Annotated in this window: 17 protein-coding genes and 1 riboswitch; of the genes, 7 read left to right on the forward strand and 10 right to left on the reverse strand. The window is 72.0% G+C overall.

Going from position 1 to position 15,486, the window contains the following annotated elements:
• Positions 1 to 32: 32 nt before the first annotated feature.
• The 5 genes from ACIBVQ_RS04320 to crcB (ACIBVQ_RS04340) form a co-directional block, all read right to left on the reverse strand.
• Entirely contained in the window at positions 33 to 1,487 is a 1,455-nt protein-coding gene (locus tag ACIBVQ_RS04320; RefSeq protein ID WP_399175513.1) for an alpha/beta hydrolase family protein, read from the reverse strand.
• Between the two features lie 416 nt (positions 1,488 to 1,903).
• Positions 1,904 to 2,134 (reverse strand): hypothetical protein, encoded by a 231-nt coding sequence (locus ACIBVQ_RS04325; RefSeq protein WP_352009211.1) that lies wholly within the window; start codon positions 2,132 to 2,134, stop codon positions 1,904 to 1,906.
• A 225-nt stretch (positions 2,135 to 2,359) separates the two neighbouring features.
• Entirely contained in the window at positions 2,360 to 2,734 is a 375-nt protein-coding gene (gene crcB / locus ACIBVQ_RS04330; RefSeq protein WP_352009212.1) for a fluoride efflux transporter CrcB, read from the reverse strand.
• A gap of 37 nt (positions 2,735 to 2,771) precedes the next feature.
• Positions 2,772 to 3,116: a DUF190 domain-containing protein gene (locus ACIBVQ_RS04335; RefSeq protein WP_352009213.1), complete on the reverse strand. Its 345-nt coding sequence runs from the start codon at positions 3,114 to 3,116 to the stop codon at positions 2,772 to 2,774.
• Complete coding sequence (gene crcB / locus ACIBVQ_RS04340) at positions 3,113 to 3,622, reverse strand: fluoride efflux transporter CrcB (protein WP_399175516.1); 510 nt, start codon at positions 3,620 to 3,622, stop codon at positions 3,113 to 3,115. Before crcB (ACIBVQ_RS04340) ends, ACIBVQ_RS04335 begins: the two co-directional genes overlap by 4 nt.
• A 460-nt stretch (positions 3,623 to 4,082) precedes the next feature.
• Here crcB (ACIBVQ_RS04340) and ACIBVQ_RS04345 point away from each other — a divergent pair, with 460 nt between their 5' ends.
• The gene (locus ACIBVQ_RS04345; RefSeq protein WP_399175518.1) at positions 4,083 to 4,256 is read left to right on the forward strand and encodes a hypothetical protein; all 174 of its coding nucleotides are present in this window, start codon (positions 4,083 to 4,085) and stop codon (positions 4,254 to 4,256) included.
• Between the two features lie 3 nt (positions 4,257 to 4,259).
• Here the strand turns inward: ACIBVQ_RS04345 and cobF are convergent, their stop codons facing one another.
• Positions 4,260 to 5,024, reverse strand: a complete 765-nt coding sequence (gene cobF, locus ACIBVQ_RS04350; RefSeq protein ID WP_399175520.1) for a precorrin-6A synthase (deacetylating) — start codon at positions 5,022 to 5,024, stop codon at positions 4,260 to 4,262.
• 125 nt (positions 5,025 to 5,149) lie between these two features.
• Positions 5,150 to 5,250, forward strand: a riboswitch (cobalamin riboswitch).
• 63 nt (positions 5,251 to 5,313) lie between these two features.
• Between cobF and ACIBVQ_RS04355 the strand changes: the two genes are divergently transcribed.
• Positions 5,314 to 6,099, forward strand: coding sequence for a (2Fe-2S)-binding protein (locus ACIBVQ_RS04355; RefSeq protein WP_399175522.1), 786 nt, complete (start codon positions 5,314 to 5,316; stop codon positions 6,097 to 6,099).
• 7 nt (positions 6,100 to 6,106) lie between these two features.
• On the opposite strand, the gene ACIBVQ_RS04360 is transcribed toward ACIBVQ_RS04355, so the two are convergent.
• Positions 6,107 to 7,165 (reverse strand): enoyl-CoA hydratase/isomerase family protein, encoded by a 1,059-nt coding sequence (locus ACIBVQ_RS04360; RefSeq protein WP_399175524.1) that lies wholly within the window; start codon positions 7,163 to 7,165, stop codon positions 6,107 to 6,109.
• 163 nt (positions 7,166 to 7,328) lie between these two features.
• Between ACIBVQ_RS04360 and tsaD the strand changes: the two genes are divergently transcribed.
• Positions 7,329 to 8,348: a tRNA (adenosine(37)-N6)-threonylcarbamoyltransferase complex transferase subunit TsaD gene (tsaD, locus tag ACIBVQ_RS04365; RefSeq protein WP_352009218.1), complete on the forward strand. Its 1,020-nt coding sequence runs from the start codon at positions 7,329 to 7,331 to the stop codon at positions 8,346 to 8,348.
• A 68-nt stretch (positions 8,349 to 8,416) separates the two neighbouring features.
• On the opposite strand, the gene ACIBVQ_RS04370 is transcribed toward tsaD, so the two are convergent.
• Both ACIBVQ_RS04370 and arfB read right to left on the reverse strand, forming a co-directional pair.
• Positions 8,417 to 8,866: an NUDIX domain-containing protein gene (locus ACIBVQ_RS04370; RefSeq protein ID WP_399175526.1), complete on the reverse strand. Its 450-nt coding sequence runs from the start codon at positions 8,864 to 8,866 to the stop codon at positions 8,417 to 8,419.
• 31 nt (positions 8,867 to 8,897) lie between these two features.
• On the reverse strand, positions 8,898 to 9,320 hold the full coding sequence (gene arfB, locus ACIBVQ_RS04375) for an alternative ribosome rescue aminoacyl-tRNA hydrolase ArfB (protein ID WP_386189865.1): 423 nt from the start codon (positions 9,318 to 9,320) through the stop codon (positions 8,898 to 8,900).
• Between the two features lie 205 nt (positions 9,321 to 9,525).
• Here arfB and ACIBVQ_RS04380 point away from each other — a divergent pair, with 205 nt between their 5' ends.
• The 4 genes from ACIBVQ_RS04380 to ACIBVQ_RS04395 all read left to right on the forward strand — a co-directional run bounded on the left by ACIBVQ_RS04380 (position 9,526) and on the right by ACIBVQ_RS04395 (position 13,947).
• Positions 9,526 to 10,362, forward strand: coding sequence for a hypothetical protein (locus tag ACIBVQ_RS04380; protein WP_352009221.1), 837 nt, complete (start codon positions 9,526 to 9,528; stop codon positions 10,360 to 10,362).
• Between the two features lie 142 nt (positions 10,363 to 10,504).
• Complete coding sequence (locus ACIBVQ_RS04385; protein WP_399175529.1) at positions 10,505 to 12,073, forward strand: alkaline phosphatase D family protein; 1,569 nt, start codon at positions 10,505 to 10,507, stop codon at positions 12,071 to 12,073.
• A gap of 41 nt (positions 12,074 to 12,114) precedes the next feature.
• Positions 12,115 to 12,624 (forward strand): hypothetical protein, encoded by a 510-nt coding sequence (locus tag ACIBVQ_RS04390; protein WP_399175531.1) that lies wholly within the window; start codon positions 12,115 to 12,117, stop codon positions 12,622 to 12,624.
• A 93-nt stretch (positions 12,625 to 12,717) separates the two neighbouring features.
• Entirely contained in the window at positions 12,718 to 13,947 is a 1,230-nt protein-coding gene (locus tag ACIBVQ_RS04395) for a cytochrome P450 (RefSeq protein ID WP_352009224.1), read from the forward strand.
• A gap of 19 nt (positions 13,948 to 13,966) precedes the next feature.
• Here ACIBVQ_RS04395 and ACIBVQ_RS04400 read toward each other — a convergent pair whose 3' ends face one another.
• Entirely contained in the window at positions 13,967 to 15,397 is a 1,431-nt protein-coding gene (locus ACIBVQ_RS04400; protein ID WP_352009225.1) for an MFS transporter, read from the reverse strand.
• Positions 15,398 to 15,486: the final 89 nt, after the last annotated feature.

Genomic DNA, 15,486 nt, shown 5'->3' on the forward strand with positions numbered 1-15,486 from the left:
CGTCCGGAGGACGAGGTGTGTTCCGGCGCCGGTCAGCGGCCTTCACCAGGGCGGTGGACGCTGAGGTCGCCGTAGGCCGACAGGTCGCGGGCCAGGTCACCGGGTTCGTGCCGCAGGGTGGCGTCCAGGAAGGCGAGGGTGGCCGCGGCGACGACGCGCGGGCTCTCGGCACGGCCCAGGGAACCGACGATCGACGGCACAGGCGGCAGGTACAGGGGGCCGTCCATGAAGGTGAGGTGCGCGGCGCCGGGAACGGTGAGCCGGTAGTTCGTCGCGGTGCCGGACTTGAGGGCCTCGGTGAGGCGGGGGATGTAACGCGCGTCGGTTCCCGGGGTCACGGCCTGGGTCAGCGCGAGCGCCGGCTGGTTGAGGGCGGGGGAGGCGGGGCCGTGAGGGTATCCGTCCAGGTCGATGACGGCGTCGAACCGGCTGTCCTGCCGGGCGGCCTGCAGGGCGGCGGCACCACCCATGGAGTGGCCGGTGACCGCGACCCGGCCGGTGTCCAGGCGTCCGGCCAGCGGGTCGGTGATCTCGCCTCGATCCAGTCGCTCCAGTTGCGTGAGGACGAAGCCGAGGTCGGAGGCCCGGACGGCCGTCCAGCCGACCGCCAGCCTGTCGTCCTTGTCCCGGTCTCCGGTGGAGGCGGTCCTGGCGTGAATCGTCCGGCCGTCGGCGAGGACGACGGCGGCGGAGTCGTACGGGTGGTCGAGGGTGGCGACCACGTAGCCGTGGCTGGCCAGTTCCTCGGCCCAGGCGGTGTTCTGGGTGCGAACCCCGCCCGACCCGGGAGAGAACAGCACGACCGGGAACCGTTCGCTCCCCCCGGCCACCGGAGCGTCGAAGACCGAACGGGAGCGGGCACGCGGGACGCCGTCGATCAGGAAGCCGGGCAGGCCGACCTGGCGGGCGAGGGTGCCGGAGACGACACGTGCCTCCTGCTCGGTGCGTCCGAGGTACTGGGCCCGCCGCGCGCCCGCGGGGTTCCTGCGCGCGGGATACCAGAGCTGGACCACGACCGTGCGCCGGTCGTCCGGATCGGCGGTGAAGCTCTCGGGCCGGTGCGGGTCGGTCCACTGCGCCACCCGGGTGCCGACCGCGAAACGGCCTGACGGCTCGGGGAACACGGGAACCGGGAAGGCCCAGGCGGCCACCGGACCCCCGGCGATCAGGCAGGCGCAGACCGCAGACCCCGGCAACGCCAGCCACCACCGGGCCCGCCACGCCGACCGGCCGGTACGGCGTCCCAGCAGGGGAGCGAGAGCGAACGGAAACGCCACGGCGGCGCCCGCCAGCACCGGCAGCATCTGCCAGCGGAGCCCCGCCACACCCAGCGCGATCGCGGACAGCACGAAGACCGTCCCCGCCGCGATCGTGACGTACGGGCGGGCGGGCGGGGCAAGCCAGCGCGCCACCACCAGCGCGAGGGCGCCCAGCAGGGAAAGAAGTTCCAGCGGGGACATGTACAGCCCCGCGATGATCTCGGTCACCCGGCCATTCTCAGAGCAGGGCACACGGCGCCACATCGACCCCAAGGCTCCATAACGTGCGACCGGAGTCGCACCCGGCGCCTCGCCCGTGCGACCACGGTCTCAAGCACCGACGAACGGCCGCCCAGCCGTCACACCACCGCCAACCGGTTGACCACGCACCACTGACGGAGACGGCGGCCATCGATGCCCTACCGGCCCTCAGCGCGAGGAGTTTCGGCTTGGGCGCCGTCGGCGCTTGGACTGAGGAACGCAGGAGCGCAGCGACGCAGTGACGAGGGAAAGCGCCGACCCGGAGGCGCCCAAGCCCGCGACGCCGTCAGGCGGAGCAAGGAGACACAGTGACGAGGGAAAGCGCCGACTCGGAGGCGCCCAAGCCCCGCGACGCCGTCAGGCGGAGCAAGGAGACACAGCCGTCATCCCGCGCCGGGTCCGGCCGCGCGGGTCCTTGAGCGCCGGTGGCCGCGTTGCAGGAGGGAGGCGAGACCGAGTGGGGAGAGGACACGGTTCACATGCCGGTGAGGTCCTGTGGAGACGGGCCGCTGCGGACGCCTGGCCCGGCTGCCCCTGGTCGCCGACAGGACGACCACGACCAGCAGGACCGAGATGAAGGCTCCCGCGAGTACCGCGACGAGCACCGCGAACATATGAACTACCCCAAAAGTCGGAACCTTGCGTATACGCCGCGTCATATCCGCAGCTCACAGAGGTAACGGTGAGAAAAAGGGTTGTTCTTCCTCAATCAAGGAAGAAGGCCTCTTTCTTTACCCGCGGCCGGACCGCGCGGGGCGGACGCGTGGCACGGCAGAGACGTCTCCGCCGGGGAATCCGTCCGTGGAGGTCGGTTTGAGGGGCGATGGGAGGCCCCGGCGTCAGGCGAAGAGGACCCGGGCGAGGGTCATGCCGACGAAAACGGCGCCGAGACCCGCGACCACCGAGGCGACGACGTTGACCACCGCGTAGAAACGCGCGCCGTTCTCGGCCAGCTGCAACGTCTCGTAGGAGAACGTCGAGTAGGTGGTCAGCGCCCCGCAGAACCCGGTCCCCACCAGCAACTGGATCTCCGTGCCCACCGCGCCGGACAGCGCGGCCCCGGCCAGCAGGCCGAGGACGAGGGAGCCGGACACGTTGACGGTGAAGGTCCCCCACGGGAAGACCGTGTCGTGCCGGGCCTGGACCGTCCGGTCGGTCAGATAACGCAGTGGCGCGCCGACGGCGGCGCCGGCCAGCACCAGCAGCCAGTTCACCGTGCCCCCCTCCGCACCGTGTCTCCCACCGTGTCTCTCACCGTTCTGCTCGCCCGCCGCGATGGTGGACGATCTCGACCTGGTCGAGTACGGCCACGCCCTCGATGAGCAGGTCGTCGAGCTGGGGCAGGAAGGCGCGGACGGCCTCCTCGGTGTCGATGATCACCACGGCGACCGGCAGGTCGTCGGCCATCGACAGCAGCCGGGTGGTGTGCACGACCTGTGTGGCGCCGAAGCCCTCAAGGCCGTGGAAGACCGACGCCCCGGCCAGCCCGGCGGCGTGGGCGCGGTGCACGATCTCGGTGTACATCGGACGGTGGTGCCAGGTGTCGGTGTCGTCGAGGAAGACGGTCAGTCTCAGCCCTCGCCCAGACATGATCATCGTGTTCTCCCTGCCTTCCGTCTCACCGCCGCCAGGATCAGGCGGGTGATCCACGCTCCGGCCGCGACCGAGGCCATGGCGGCCACGACCGTGACGGCCATGTAGGTCAGCGCCGGGCCGGGCCGTCCGGCTGCGACCAGGCGTTCGATGTCCACGCAGTAGGTGGAGAAGGTGGTGAACCCGCCGAGCACGCCGGTCGCGAAGAACGGCCGCACCCAGACGGGGGCGGCCCAGGCCTCGGTCAGCGTCACGAGGAAGACGCCGATCACCAGGCAGCCGAGGGCGTTGACGCCCAGCGTGGTCCACGGGAAGGCCGCAGGCGGGGTCGGCCACAGCAGAGACGCCCCGTAACGGGCCGCCGCGCCGATCGAGCCTCCGGCGGCGACCGCGGCGAGCACGCGCAGCTGCGAGCGGCGTGCCTGGCGGCGGCGCCGTACGTCGGCGAGATCGACGTCTGGGTCGACGGGCTCGGTCACCGTTGCGGGCCCCACCTCATCCGGGCGCATGATCCTCCCCACACGTGGCGTGCGCCCCGGGTTCCAGGGCGCGAGCTGTCACGAGCAGGGACCGTTGGCGGCGCGCGTGCCGCGGTTCGGGTACGGCGGGCCCCACCGCCGCGAGACGCCCCGGCCGGGCTCGGCGAGCCGACGCGAGGGTTCCCCCACAGCCTAGCCCGCCCCGGATCGCCCCTTGGTCGCCCCCCGCCCCGAACCGGGGTGTCTCCGGTCGGCGGCGGTCGGCCCGCCGTACCCGGGCCCGGTCCTGCCTCTCGTCCGGGCGGCGAACGCTCCTCGGGGCCGGTATGCCAGGGCCCCGGCCGCATCGTGGTCTCCCGTAGCGTCGAGACCACGATGCGGCGGACGCCGCGCCCGGGGCCCACGTCCGGGCGGCGGCGAGCTTCAGGTAACTTAGGTAAGCCTAAGCTCAGTTTTTGGATTTCGGCGCGCCCTGTCAAGGTGGCGGCCTGTGACCTGGTTCATACCACTGGCCCTTTGCCTGGCCGCCCGGCGCCTGCTCGCCCCGGCCCGGCTGCCCGTGGGCGTGCTGACCGGCGTCATGGGTGGCTGCTCCCTCATCTGGCTGCCGGCCCACGAGTGGCACGCGGGCCGTACGGGCACGGGGCGGGCGGCAGGGAGCTGAGCCTCACGCCGGGGGCAGGCGCCTGAGCAGGTAGGTGTCCATGATCCAGCCCTTGCGCTCCCGGGCCTGCGCGCGCAGGTCGCGGATGCGCCCCGCCACCTCGGTCACCGGCCCGGAGACCAGGATCTCGTCCGGGGTGCCCAGGTAGGCGCCCCAGTAGATGTGGAACTCCTCCGCCCTGTCCCCCAGGTCGGCGAAGGCGCAGTGCGCGTCGAGCATGACGAGGACGTCGTCGGCCGTCGGCCCCTCCTGTGCCAGGCGGCGGCCGGTGGTGATGTGCACCGGGCGGCCGACCCGGTTCAGGTTGGTACGGTGCCGGGCGGTCAGCGCGGAGACGCTGGTGATGCCCGGGACGACCTCGTGGTCGAAGACGACCGTCCCCCGCCCGGCGACCTCCTCGATCCCGGCGAGCGTGCTGTCGTAGAGGCCGGGGTCGCCCCAGACGAGGATCGCCCCGGTCTCGTCCTCGCCGAGTTCGTCGCGGACGAACGCCTCGTACAGGTCGGCGCGCCGCGAACGCCACGTCTCGACGGCCGAGGCGTAGGCGGGGGTGGTCCTGTCCCGCTCCGGGTCCTGGGCCTGCACCACCCGGTACGGCCGCCGCCCGTGCGCCTCGATCATGTCCCGGCGCAGATCGGCCAGGTCGTGTTTGACCTCTCCCTTGTCCACCAGCAGGAAGGCGTCGGCCCGGCCGATGGCCTTGACCGCCTGGAGGGTGAGATGGTCGGGGTCGCCCGCGCCGATGCCGATGATGAGGATTCGCTTCACGGGGAAGAGTCTGCCCTCCCCGCCGTGGGCGGGTCCCGCCGGGCCGGTCCGCCAGAGGTCGGCGCCCGGAGCACAGAGAAGTCTCCGTCCCCTGTGAGATGATGCCGCCGCGGGCGACGGCGGTCAGAGGAAGCCGGTGCGAGTCCGGCGCGGTCCCGCCACCGTGACCGGCGAGCCGGTCGTGGGCGGATGGCTCACGACGAGTCTCGCCGGGAGCCGGAGACTCACGCGGTCGCCTCCTCAGGCCAGGCCGGGGCGGACCTCCCCGGGAGAGGATCGGTGATTCGTCATGTCCCCCGTCCGGCGCGCCCCCGTGATCGCGCCCGCCGCCCCGGAGGCCGTCTCTGCGGCGATGGCCGAGGTGTCCTCGGCCGGCGGCTACTTCGAGCTCGACGAGGGTGAGGCGGAGCCGGGCTGGCGGCCGCTCACCGACCTGCTCACCGACCGCGCCCTGCTGGAACGGCGCGTCGCCGAGGTCGCCGTGCGCCTGGGCACCGACCAGCCACGGGTGGCGGCCTCCATCCAGTTCCAGGGGCTCGCGGCCCGCCTGTGGTCGCCGGTCGTCGGGGCCGTGGCCGCCCACGACCTCCTCCTCGACCTGGCCCCCGACCGGCTTCACTGGTACCCGGCCCCCGCCGGGCCGCTGCCGCTGCGCGCCGTACGGCCCGCGGGACGGCGTGTGCCCGGCCCCGTCGAGGCGGCCGTGCCGATGTACCGCGGCGTGGTGACCGGGCTGCTCGAACCGCTGGCGCTGGCCGTACGGGAGGTCGTCGGGATCGCGCCGGGCCTGCTGTGGGGCAACGCCGCCTCGGCCCTGGCGGGAGCCGTGTGCGTCCTCGCGGGCCGGCGCCCCGACCTGGCCACGAGGGCCGTCGCGCTCGGCAGGGAGCTGCTGGGGACGGGGCTGCTGCGCGACACCGGTGAGCTGGATGAACCCGTCCCCGGGCGGCCGGTCTTCACCCGGCGCAGCTGCTGCCTGTACTACCGGCTGCCCGGCGGCGGCAAGTGCGGCGACTGTGTCCTGCTCGCCGGCCGCGCGAGAAGCCGTACGGGAGGCCGGGAGGGACGCGCCTGAACGGCCGTCACCCCGGCCCCGCGGACAGACCGAGCTCGTGTTCGCCCAGGGGTGCGAAGAAGCGGTCCACGTCCCGCTCGCTCACCTCTTCGAGACGGGCGGGGGACCAGCGGGGGGAGCGGTCCTTGTCGATCACCTGGGCGCGGATGCCCTCGACCAGGTCGGGCGCGGACGGCATCGCGCAGGCGACGCGGTACTCCTGGTCGAGCGCCTCCTCAAGGGAGCCGAGCCCCCGGGCCAGGCGCAGGGCGCGCAGGGTGACCTTCAGCGCGGTCGGCGACCTGGCCGAGACCAGTTCCGCCGCCCGCTTCGCCTCCTCGGCGCCGTCGCCGAGCAGCCGCTCCACGATCTCCTCGACCGTTTCGGCGGAGTAGCAGGCGTCGATCCATCCGCGTTCGCCGGTCAGCTTCCCGGGCGGCACCGGGCGGGCGAAGGCGGCGACGACCCCCGCCACGTCCCCCGAGGCCAGTTCGGCGGTGAGGGCGCCGAGATCCGCCGAGGGGACGAAGTGGTCGGCGAGCCCGCAGGCGACGGCGTCGCCCGCCCCGATCGCCGCCGAGGTCAGCGCCATGTGGGTGCCGAGCTCGCCGGGCGCCCGCGACAGCAGGTAGGTGCCTCCCACGTCGGTCAGGAAGCCGATCGTGGTCTCCGGCATGGCCAGGGCGGTGCGTTCGGTGACGATCCGCACACCGCCGTGCGCGGAGACGCCCACCCCGCCGCCCATGACGATGCCGTCCATCAGGGCCACGTACGGCTTGCCGTACCGCGCGATGAGGGCGTTGAGGCGGTACTCGTCCCGCCAGAACGCCGGTGAGGCCCCGCCCCCGGTCCTGACGTCCTCGTGGATGGCGCGGATGTCGCCCCCGGCGCACAGGCCGCGCTCGCCCGTCCCCCTGATGAGCACGGCGGAGACGGCGTCGTCGCAGGCCCAGGCCCGCAGGGCGGTGTCGATCCGGCGGATCATGTCGTGGTTCAGGGCGTTCAGGGCGCGGGGCCGGTTGAGGATGATCTGCCCGAGGCGTCCGGTGACCAGGGTCACGACCTCGGCGTCCGGCTGGAGGTTCATCAGGCGGCCCCCACGAGCCCGCGGGTGACGACGACGCGCATGATCTCGTTCGCTCCTCAATGTAGTCGGACGTCCTACTAAATCCAGAGCGTACGGCGTTCGCCCGAAAGAGTCTTGATGCCTATCATTCGTAGTTGCGAATTACTTGCAATAAGGGGGTGGCATGGCGGTCGTCCTGGGGATCGAGACCTCGTGCGACGAGACCGGCGTCGGCATCGTCTCCGGCGGCCGGCTCCTCGGCGCCGCGCTGTCCTCCTCGATGGAGGAACACGCGCGCTTCGGCGGGGTGGTGCCGGAGATCGCCGCCCGCGCCCACCTGGAGTCGCTCGTCCCCTGCGTGCGGGCCGCCTTCGAGCGGGCCGGGGTCGGTCCGTCCGAGATCGACGCGGTCGCGGTCACCTCGGGGCCCGGCCTGGCCACCGCGCTGCAGACCGGGATCGCCGCCGCCAAGGCCTACGCGCTGGCCTGGGACCTCCCCCTGTACGGCGTGCACCACCTGGCCGGGCACGTGGCCGCCGACACCCTGGAGCACGGCCCGCTGCCGCCGCGCTCGGTCGCGCTGATCGTCTCAGGAGGGCACACCTCGCTGCTCCTGCTCGGGGACCTGGCCCGTGACCCGGTCGTCCACCTCGGCGACACCCGTGACGACGCCGCGGGCGAGGCGTTCGACAAGGTCGCCAGGCTCCTCGGGCTCGCCTACCCCGGCGGTCCCGCCGTCGCCGAGGCCGCCCGCGACGGCGACCCCGGGGCGGTCGCCTTCCCCCGGGCGATGCTCGGCGACGGCCACGACTTCTCCTTCTCCGGGCTCAAGAGCGCCGTGGCCAGGCATGTGGCGCGGGCGGGCGACTCCCTCGCCGTGCCCGACGTCGCGGCCTCCTTCCAGGAGGCGGTGGCCGACGTGCTGACCCGCAAGGCCGTCGAGGCCTGCCTGGGCGCCGGAGTGGACACCCTCGTGATCGTCGGCGGGGTCGCCGCGAACCGGAGACTGCGCGAACTCGCCGCCGAGCGCTGCCGCGCGGCGGGCCTCACGCTGCGGATCCCGCCCCCGGGGCTGTGCACCGACAACGGCGCGATGATCGCCGCAGTCGGGGACCTGCTGGTCGCCGCGGGAGCACCGCCCTCCTCACGGCACCTGGCGGCCGACCCCTCGGCTCCGCTGAGCCGGGCCCGCACACGAGACTGACGTGTCGGAGGCCGCTCCGGCGCGGGAGGAGCGGGCGGGCGAAGGCCGGCGGAGCGATCTCCGCGCCCTCAGCGGGCTTTGATCTGAGTGGAGAGGCAGGTGATCTCGGCGGCGAGGTAGGCGCCGAGCTCCGGCGGGACGATGTTGACGGCCGTGATCTCCGCGGGGTCGAGCGGCAGCCGTACGACCTCGTAGACGCCTCTGGCGGGGTCGGAGAACTCGGGGCCGCAGCGCAGGGCGAGGTCCATCGAGACCAGGCGGCAGCCGTACACGTGCTGGATCTTGACGCCGTCGTCGCGCACGCACTCAAGGGTGGTCAGCGGGGTGACGTCGGAGACGACCGCGCCCAGTTCCTCAAGCACCTCGCGGTGGAGGGTGTGCTCAAGGGAGGCGTCCTGCGGCTCGACGTGGCCGCCGGGGATCGACCAGTAGAGGTCCTGTCCGGGAACCGTGCGCCGGAACAGCACGAGCCGGTCGTCGTCGAGGATCACCGCGCGGACGCTGGGGACGAGGGGCATCGGCCCATTCTGCCATCGGCCGTTCAGGCGCTCAGAAGTCACCCCGGCGTAGCCGCTTGAGATCGGAGCGGTGCTTCTTGGCGGTGATCCGCCGCTCGACGGAGCCCCTGCTCGGCTTGGTCGGACGGCGCCGCTTCGGTGGCGGGGCCACGGCCTCCCGCAGCAGCCGGGCCAGCCGGTCGCGCGCCGCCTCGCGGTTGCGCAGCTGGGAACGGAACTCCGAGGCGACGACGGTGATGACGCCGCCGACCAGCCGGGGACCGAGACGTTCGAGCGCGCGCTCCCTGAGCGGCGGCGGCAGAGCCTCGGTCGCGGCCAGGTCGAAGCTCAGCTCGACCCGGCTGTCGGTGGTGTTGACCCCCTGCCCGCCCGGCCCCGAGGAGCGGGAGAATCGCCAGCGGAGCTCGGCCTCGGGGACGCAGAGCGAGCCGCTGATCTCAAGCGGATCGGACATGGGAGGACTGCTCCTTCGGAATCTCATGGGCTGTGATCCCAGGATATCCACGGCACGAACTCCCTGATCAAGCGATTTATCCCCCTGACTGGACGGGAAGGGCCGGGTGATCCGGTCTTGTGGGGTGGTGCGCCTTCCGCCACAGTGACTCCCGGGGAAACCCAGGGGGCCGCACCGTGAAGATCCGTACGAGAGGCGGGGGCGCGTGGACAAGATCGTCGGCGTGCATGGGATAGGCAAGTACCACTACTACCGCGACGCGGGTAACTCGGCCGAGGGCGCGGCCGGGGCCGTACGTGAGAAATGGAACCGCTACCTGCACAAGGGGCTGACCGGCGGTGTGCCGTACGCCCAGGAGCGCTACGTCACCGACATCGCCTACTACGCGCACCTGCTGGGCGAGCGACCCCAGGAACCGTCCGCGCGCGCGGTCCGCGCCATGGACACCCCCTCCCAGGAGGTCTTCGTCGCCTGGGCGAAGCAGTTCGCCACGGTGGGGGAGGGGCTGACCGGCGCGCTGCACGCGATGACCGGCTGGCTGCTGGACCGCCTGCAGGCCAACGCGGCCGACGTCGCGGGACTCTTCTGCCCCGAGGTCGCCGCCTACATGACGGCCGGAGGCCAGGCCAGGGAGAAGGCGCGCGCGGCGGTGGCGCAGACGATCAGGCGCAACCAGCCGAAGGTGGTCATCGCCCATTCGCTCGGCAGCGTGGTGGCCTACGAGACGCTGTGGTCCAACCCCGACCTGAAGGTCGACCTGCTGCTCACCCTCGGCAGCCCGCTCGGCATGCAGAACGTCATCTTCGAACGCCTGCTGCCCGCCCCGATCAACGGCCAGGGCAGGAAGCCGCCGTCGGTCAGGCGCTGGGTCAACGTCGCCGACAAGGACGACATCGTGGCGATCCCCGCCGAACTGCGCAGAAACTTCACCGGCGTCGACCAGGAGACGCTGGTGAACCTCGACTGGATCGACTTCCACAGCGTGCGCAACTACCTGGGGTGCGGAGCGCTCAACGAACACCTCAAGCCTTACCTCCAGTGACCCGTCCCTTCACCGGACCGTCGCCCGGGGGTAGACGGGTGTTCAATGACGGTGGATAAGGCCCTTGCCTGTGCAACGGTTGTTCATCCCGCCGTGGACCGCAGGCCACGGCGGGGAAAGACGGGCGGGTTGCACTGGTCGCGTGGAGCAGACACCGTCACGCAGGGTGTTCCTTTCCGTCGCCGCCACGGGTGTGGGCGGCCTGTTGCTCACCGGGGCGGGGCTGACGCCGACCGGGAACCGGACGACCTCGCGAACCCTCCGCCGCGACCCGTTCACCCTGGGGATCGCCTCGGGTGACCCGTCGCCGGACGGGGTCGTGCTGTGGACCAGGCTCGCCCCCGACCCGCTCGGCCCGCAGGGGCTGGGCGGGATGCCCGCCAGGGACGTCGAGGTCGAGTGGCAGGTGGCCGCCGACGAGAACTTCACCAGGGTGCTGCGCAGCGGCGTGGAGACCGCCCGGCGGGAACGGGCGCACAGCGTCCACGTCGAGCTGGACGGGCTCGAACCCGGCCGGGAGTACTTCTACCGCTTCCGCGCGGAGGGACACCTCTCGCCCGCGGGCCGTACCCGGACCGCCCCGGCGGCCGAGGCGGCGCCGTCCCCGCTGACACTGGCCGTGGCCGCCTGCGCCCACTACGAGCACGGCTACTACACGGCCTACCGCAGGTTGGCCGAGCAGGAGCCCGACCTGGTCGTCCACCTGGGCGACTACATGTACGAGTACGCCCCCCAGGGCTACACCGCGATGGGCGGCGCCGTACGTGAGCACACCGCGGGCAAGTGCGCCACGCTGGCCGACTACCGGACGCGGCACGCGCAGTACAAGAGCGACGCCGACCTGCGGGCCGCGCACGCGGTCGCGCCGTGGCTGGTCGCCTTCGACGACCACGAGGTCGAGAACAACTGGGCCGGGAAGGTCTCCAGCACCGGGGACCCGGAGTTCGCCCGCCGCAGGGCCAACGCGTTCCAGGCCTACTACGAGAACATGCCGCTGCGCGGGACGAGTGTGCCCGACGGCGGTTCGATCCGGATCCACCGGCGGGTCGACTGGGGGCCGCTGGCCCGCTTCCACCTGCTCGACACCCGGCAGTTCCGCGACGACCAGGCGTGCCAGGACGGGCTCAGGGCCGGATGCGACGACCGGCTCGCGACCCGGCGCACCCTGCTCGGGGAGGACCAGCGGCGCTGGCTGCTGGACGGGCTCGCCTCCTCCCGGGCGCGCTGGAACCTGGTCGCCCAGCAGATCCTGATGGCCCAGCGCGACTACCGGGCCGGGCCGGGCATCGAGGTCAACATGGACTCCTGGGACGGCTACGCCGCCGAGCGCACCCGCCTGCTGACCGGCTTCCGCGACTCGGGCGCCGCCAACCCGGTCGTGCTGACCGGTGACATGCACATGCACCACGCGGCCGACCTCATGCTCGACTTCGACGATCCCGACTCGCCCAAGGTCGGGGTCGAACTGGTCACCTCCTCGATCGCCAGTGACGGGGACGGCTACCGGGACAAGGCCAGGGTGGCCGAGACGATCGCGGAGAACCCGCACATCTCCTATCTCGACCAGCGGCGCGGCTACATCGTCTGCCGGATCACCCAGGAGGAGCTGCAGGCGGACTTCCGCACGCTGGACTACATCAGCCGCCGCGGTGCCCCGGCCAAGACGGGTGCCCGGTTCACCGTCCCTGCCGGACATTCCACCCTGCTGTAAAAACGTGGGGAATTCCTGAAAGTTGTTAGATGATGCGGCATATGAGTGATCTTCTCCCCAGGAGGCTCGCCGCCGCGGCCCTCGCCGCCGCGCTCGGCGGTGCCCTTCTCGTCCAGCCCTCGACCGCGGCGGCGGCCGAGGCCCGGCCTACCGCGGCCTCGGCTCCCTTCCGGTACGAGGTCTCCTTCCCCAAGTACACCTACCGGGGCGGAAACCTCACCTACACCGTCAAGGTGCGCAACAAGCGGGTCAAGGGCCAGCACTACGTGGCGCTCGTCGGTGACTTCTCCACGCACTTCCGCACGGTCAGGGTGATCTCGAAGCCGCGCAGTGTGAAGTGCTCCGTCAAGCGGCGGTCCGTACTGTGCCTGATCTCCTCCCTCGACAAGGGCGACGCGACGACCATCAAGCTCAGGGGATGGGTCGGCTCACGCAGGGGCACCGCCGTGGCGCGGTTCGGCGCGGCCGTGACCGACAACCCGAACGTCTCCGCCAAGCGGCTCGCCAAGGAGATCCGCAGCCACCTCAGCGCGAAGTCGAAGGTCCTGTGACCCCCTGACAGCCGACCGGAGGTCCGTCACCGGCGGATCTCCGGCGCCCGGCGCGCCGGGCGAGGCGGGTCACGGGCGTGCCAGGATTGGGTCATGGACATCGATCTGGCCGATCTGGGGTTCTGGCGCCGCCCGATCAAGGAGCGCAACGAGGCGTTCGCACGGCTGCGAGAGCTGGACCGGCCGGTGTTCTTCCCGGAACGGCGGGTGCCGCTGCTGCGCTCGGGCAAGGGCTTCTACGCCCTGGTACGGCACGCGGACGTGGTCGAGGCCAGCCGCAACGCCAAGGTCTTCTCCAGCGAGCCTGCGGTGACCAACCCCGAGCCGCCCGGCTGGGTCAAGCACGTGTTCGGCGAGTCCATGGTGAACATGGACGACCCCCGGCACGCCCGTCTGCGCCGCATCGTCTCGCGGGCGTTCAGCCCCAAGATGCTCGCCGGGCTGCAGGACGGCATCGACAGGGCGTGCGCCGGGATCGTCGACGACGTGATCTCCGAGGGCCCCGGCGACTTCGTCCGCCAGGTCGCCGCCCGGCTGCCCATCCACGTCATCTGCGACATGATGGGCATCCCCGACGAGATGCGGGAGCGGGTCCACCGGCACGTCGACGTCTCGACCGCCTACACCGGGGTACGGCCCAGCCTGCCCCAGACGCTCAGGATGGCCGGGCAGAACATGCTGGCGCTGCTCGCCCTGCAGCGCATGGTGATCCAGCTGGGCAGGCGGCGCGCCACGACGCCCGAGGGCGACCTGGTCTCCGCCCTGGTCACCGCCAACGTGGACGGGGAACGGCTCACCGACCGCGAGCTCGGCTCGTTCTTCGCGCTGCTGCTGGTCGCGGGCAACGAGACGGCCCGCAACACCATGGCGCACGGCGTCAAGCTGCTCACCGACAACCCCGAGCAGCGCCGCCTGCTGACCGAGGACTTCGACGCCCACATCGGCGGGGCGATCGAGGAGATGGTCCGTTACGTCTCGCCCATCATGCAGTTCCGCCGCACCGTCACCCAGGACCACGACCTGCGCGGCCTGCACCTGAAGGCCGGGGACAAGGTCGTGCTGTTCTACGGCTCGGCCAACCGCGACGAGGAGGTCTTCCCCGACCCCGACCGCTTCGACATCACCCGCGAGACCAAGGGCCACGTCGGCTTCGGCGGCCCGGGGCCGCACTTCTGCCTGGGCGCCAACCTGGCCCGTCAGGAGATCAGGACCATGTTCCGCGAGCTGTTCACCCGCCTGCCGGACGTCCGCTCCGTCGGCGAGCCCGAACTCCTCCCCTCCAACTTCGACAACAGCGTCCGCAGCCAGGCCTTCACCTTCTGAGGGCACCTTCTGGGGACTCTCACCTGTCGCCGAGCTGGGGGGCCTCGACCGGGCAGCTGGGGTGGGGGGTCGAGGCGGCCAGGACGTTGCGCCTGATGGTGAGGAAGGTGGTCACGGCCGCGGCGGCCATCATCGCCGCGGCGACCAGCATCGTGGTGCGGAATCCGGCGGTGAAGACCGCGGGGGAGTGGAAGGCCTCACCGGTCAGCCCGGCCAGCGGCGGGATCGCGGCCACCGCCAGCAGCCCTCCGGTCCTGGCCACGGCGTTGTTGACACCGCTGGCCACGCCCGCGTAGCGCTCGTCCGCGGTGGCCAGCACCGTGGCGGTGAGCGGCGCGACCGCCGCGGACAGGCCCAGGCCGAACAGGGAGACGGGCAGCAGTACCCCCGTCGCGTACGGCGTGCCCTCGCCGATCCGGGACATCAGCACCAGGGCGACGGCGCAGACCAGGATGCCCGCAGACATCGGGATCCTCGGGCCGATCCGTTTGGCCAGCTCACCCGCCCCGGCCGACAGCAGCAGCATCAGCAGAGTGATCGGGATCATCGCCGACCCGGCGAGCACGGGGGAGAAGCCCGAGGAGACCTGCAACTGGACGACCAGGAGGAAGAACACCACACCCATCGCGGCGTACATGATCAGCGTGACCACGTTCACCGCGGTGAACTCCTTCGAGGAGAAGAGACCGACCGGGACGAGCGCGGCGGGCGAGCGCCTGATCTCCAGCCAGACGAACACCACGCCGAGCACCGCGCCCGCGACCAGCGGGACCACCTGAAGGCCGATCAGCCCGTAGGTGATCCCGGCCAGGGAGAACGCGGCCAGCGCGGCGCCCGCGACGTCGAAGCGGCCGGTCGCCTCGGTGTCCCTGCTCTCCGGCACGTGCCGTACGGCGACCGCGATCACCAGCGCGGCCAGCGGCAGGTTGAGCAGGAACACCCAGCGCCACCCGGCCGTCTCGACCAGCCAGCCGCCCAGCAGGGGCCCGACGGCCGCGGCGACCCCGCCGAGCCCCGACCAGGCCCCGATGGCCCTGGGCCGGTCCTCACGGTCGAAGGAGGCCTGGATGATGGCCAGCGAGCCCGGGGTGAGCAACGCTCCGCCTGCCCCCTGCAGGGCGCGGGCGGCGATCAGCGTCTCGATGTTCGGCGCGAGACCGCACAGGGCGGAGGCGGCGGCGAACCAGACGACGCCGACCAGGAAGATCCTGCGCCTGCCGTACCGGTCGCCGAGTGAGCCGCCCAGCAGGATCAGCCCCGCGAGGGTCAGCGTGTAGGCGTTGACCGTCCACTGCAGCCCCGCCATGTCGGCCTTGAGAGCGGAGCCGAGCGCAGGGAGCGCCACGTTGACGACCGTGCCGTCCAGCATGGCCATTCCCGAGCCGAGCACGGTGGTGAGCAGAACCCAGCGGCCCGTGGCCGAACCGAACCGGATATGGCCGTTGTCCATACCCTCCATGATGACCCACCGCCTGTTTTGTCAGGATTTATCTGACGGGGCATGAAATGTCGGCAAGCTCTGGTAGGAAATGGTCTGCC

It is taken from the genome of Streptosporangium sp. NPDC049376, assembly GCF_044466505.1.
GTDB lineage: Bacteria > Actinomycetota > Actinomycetes > Streptosporangiales > Streptosporangiaceae > Streptosporangium.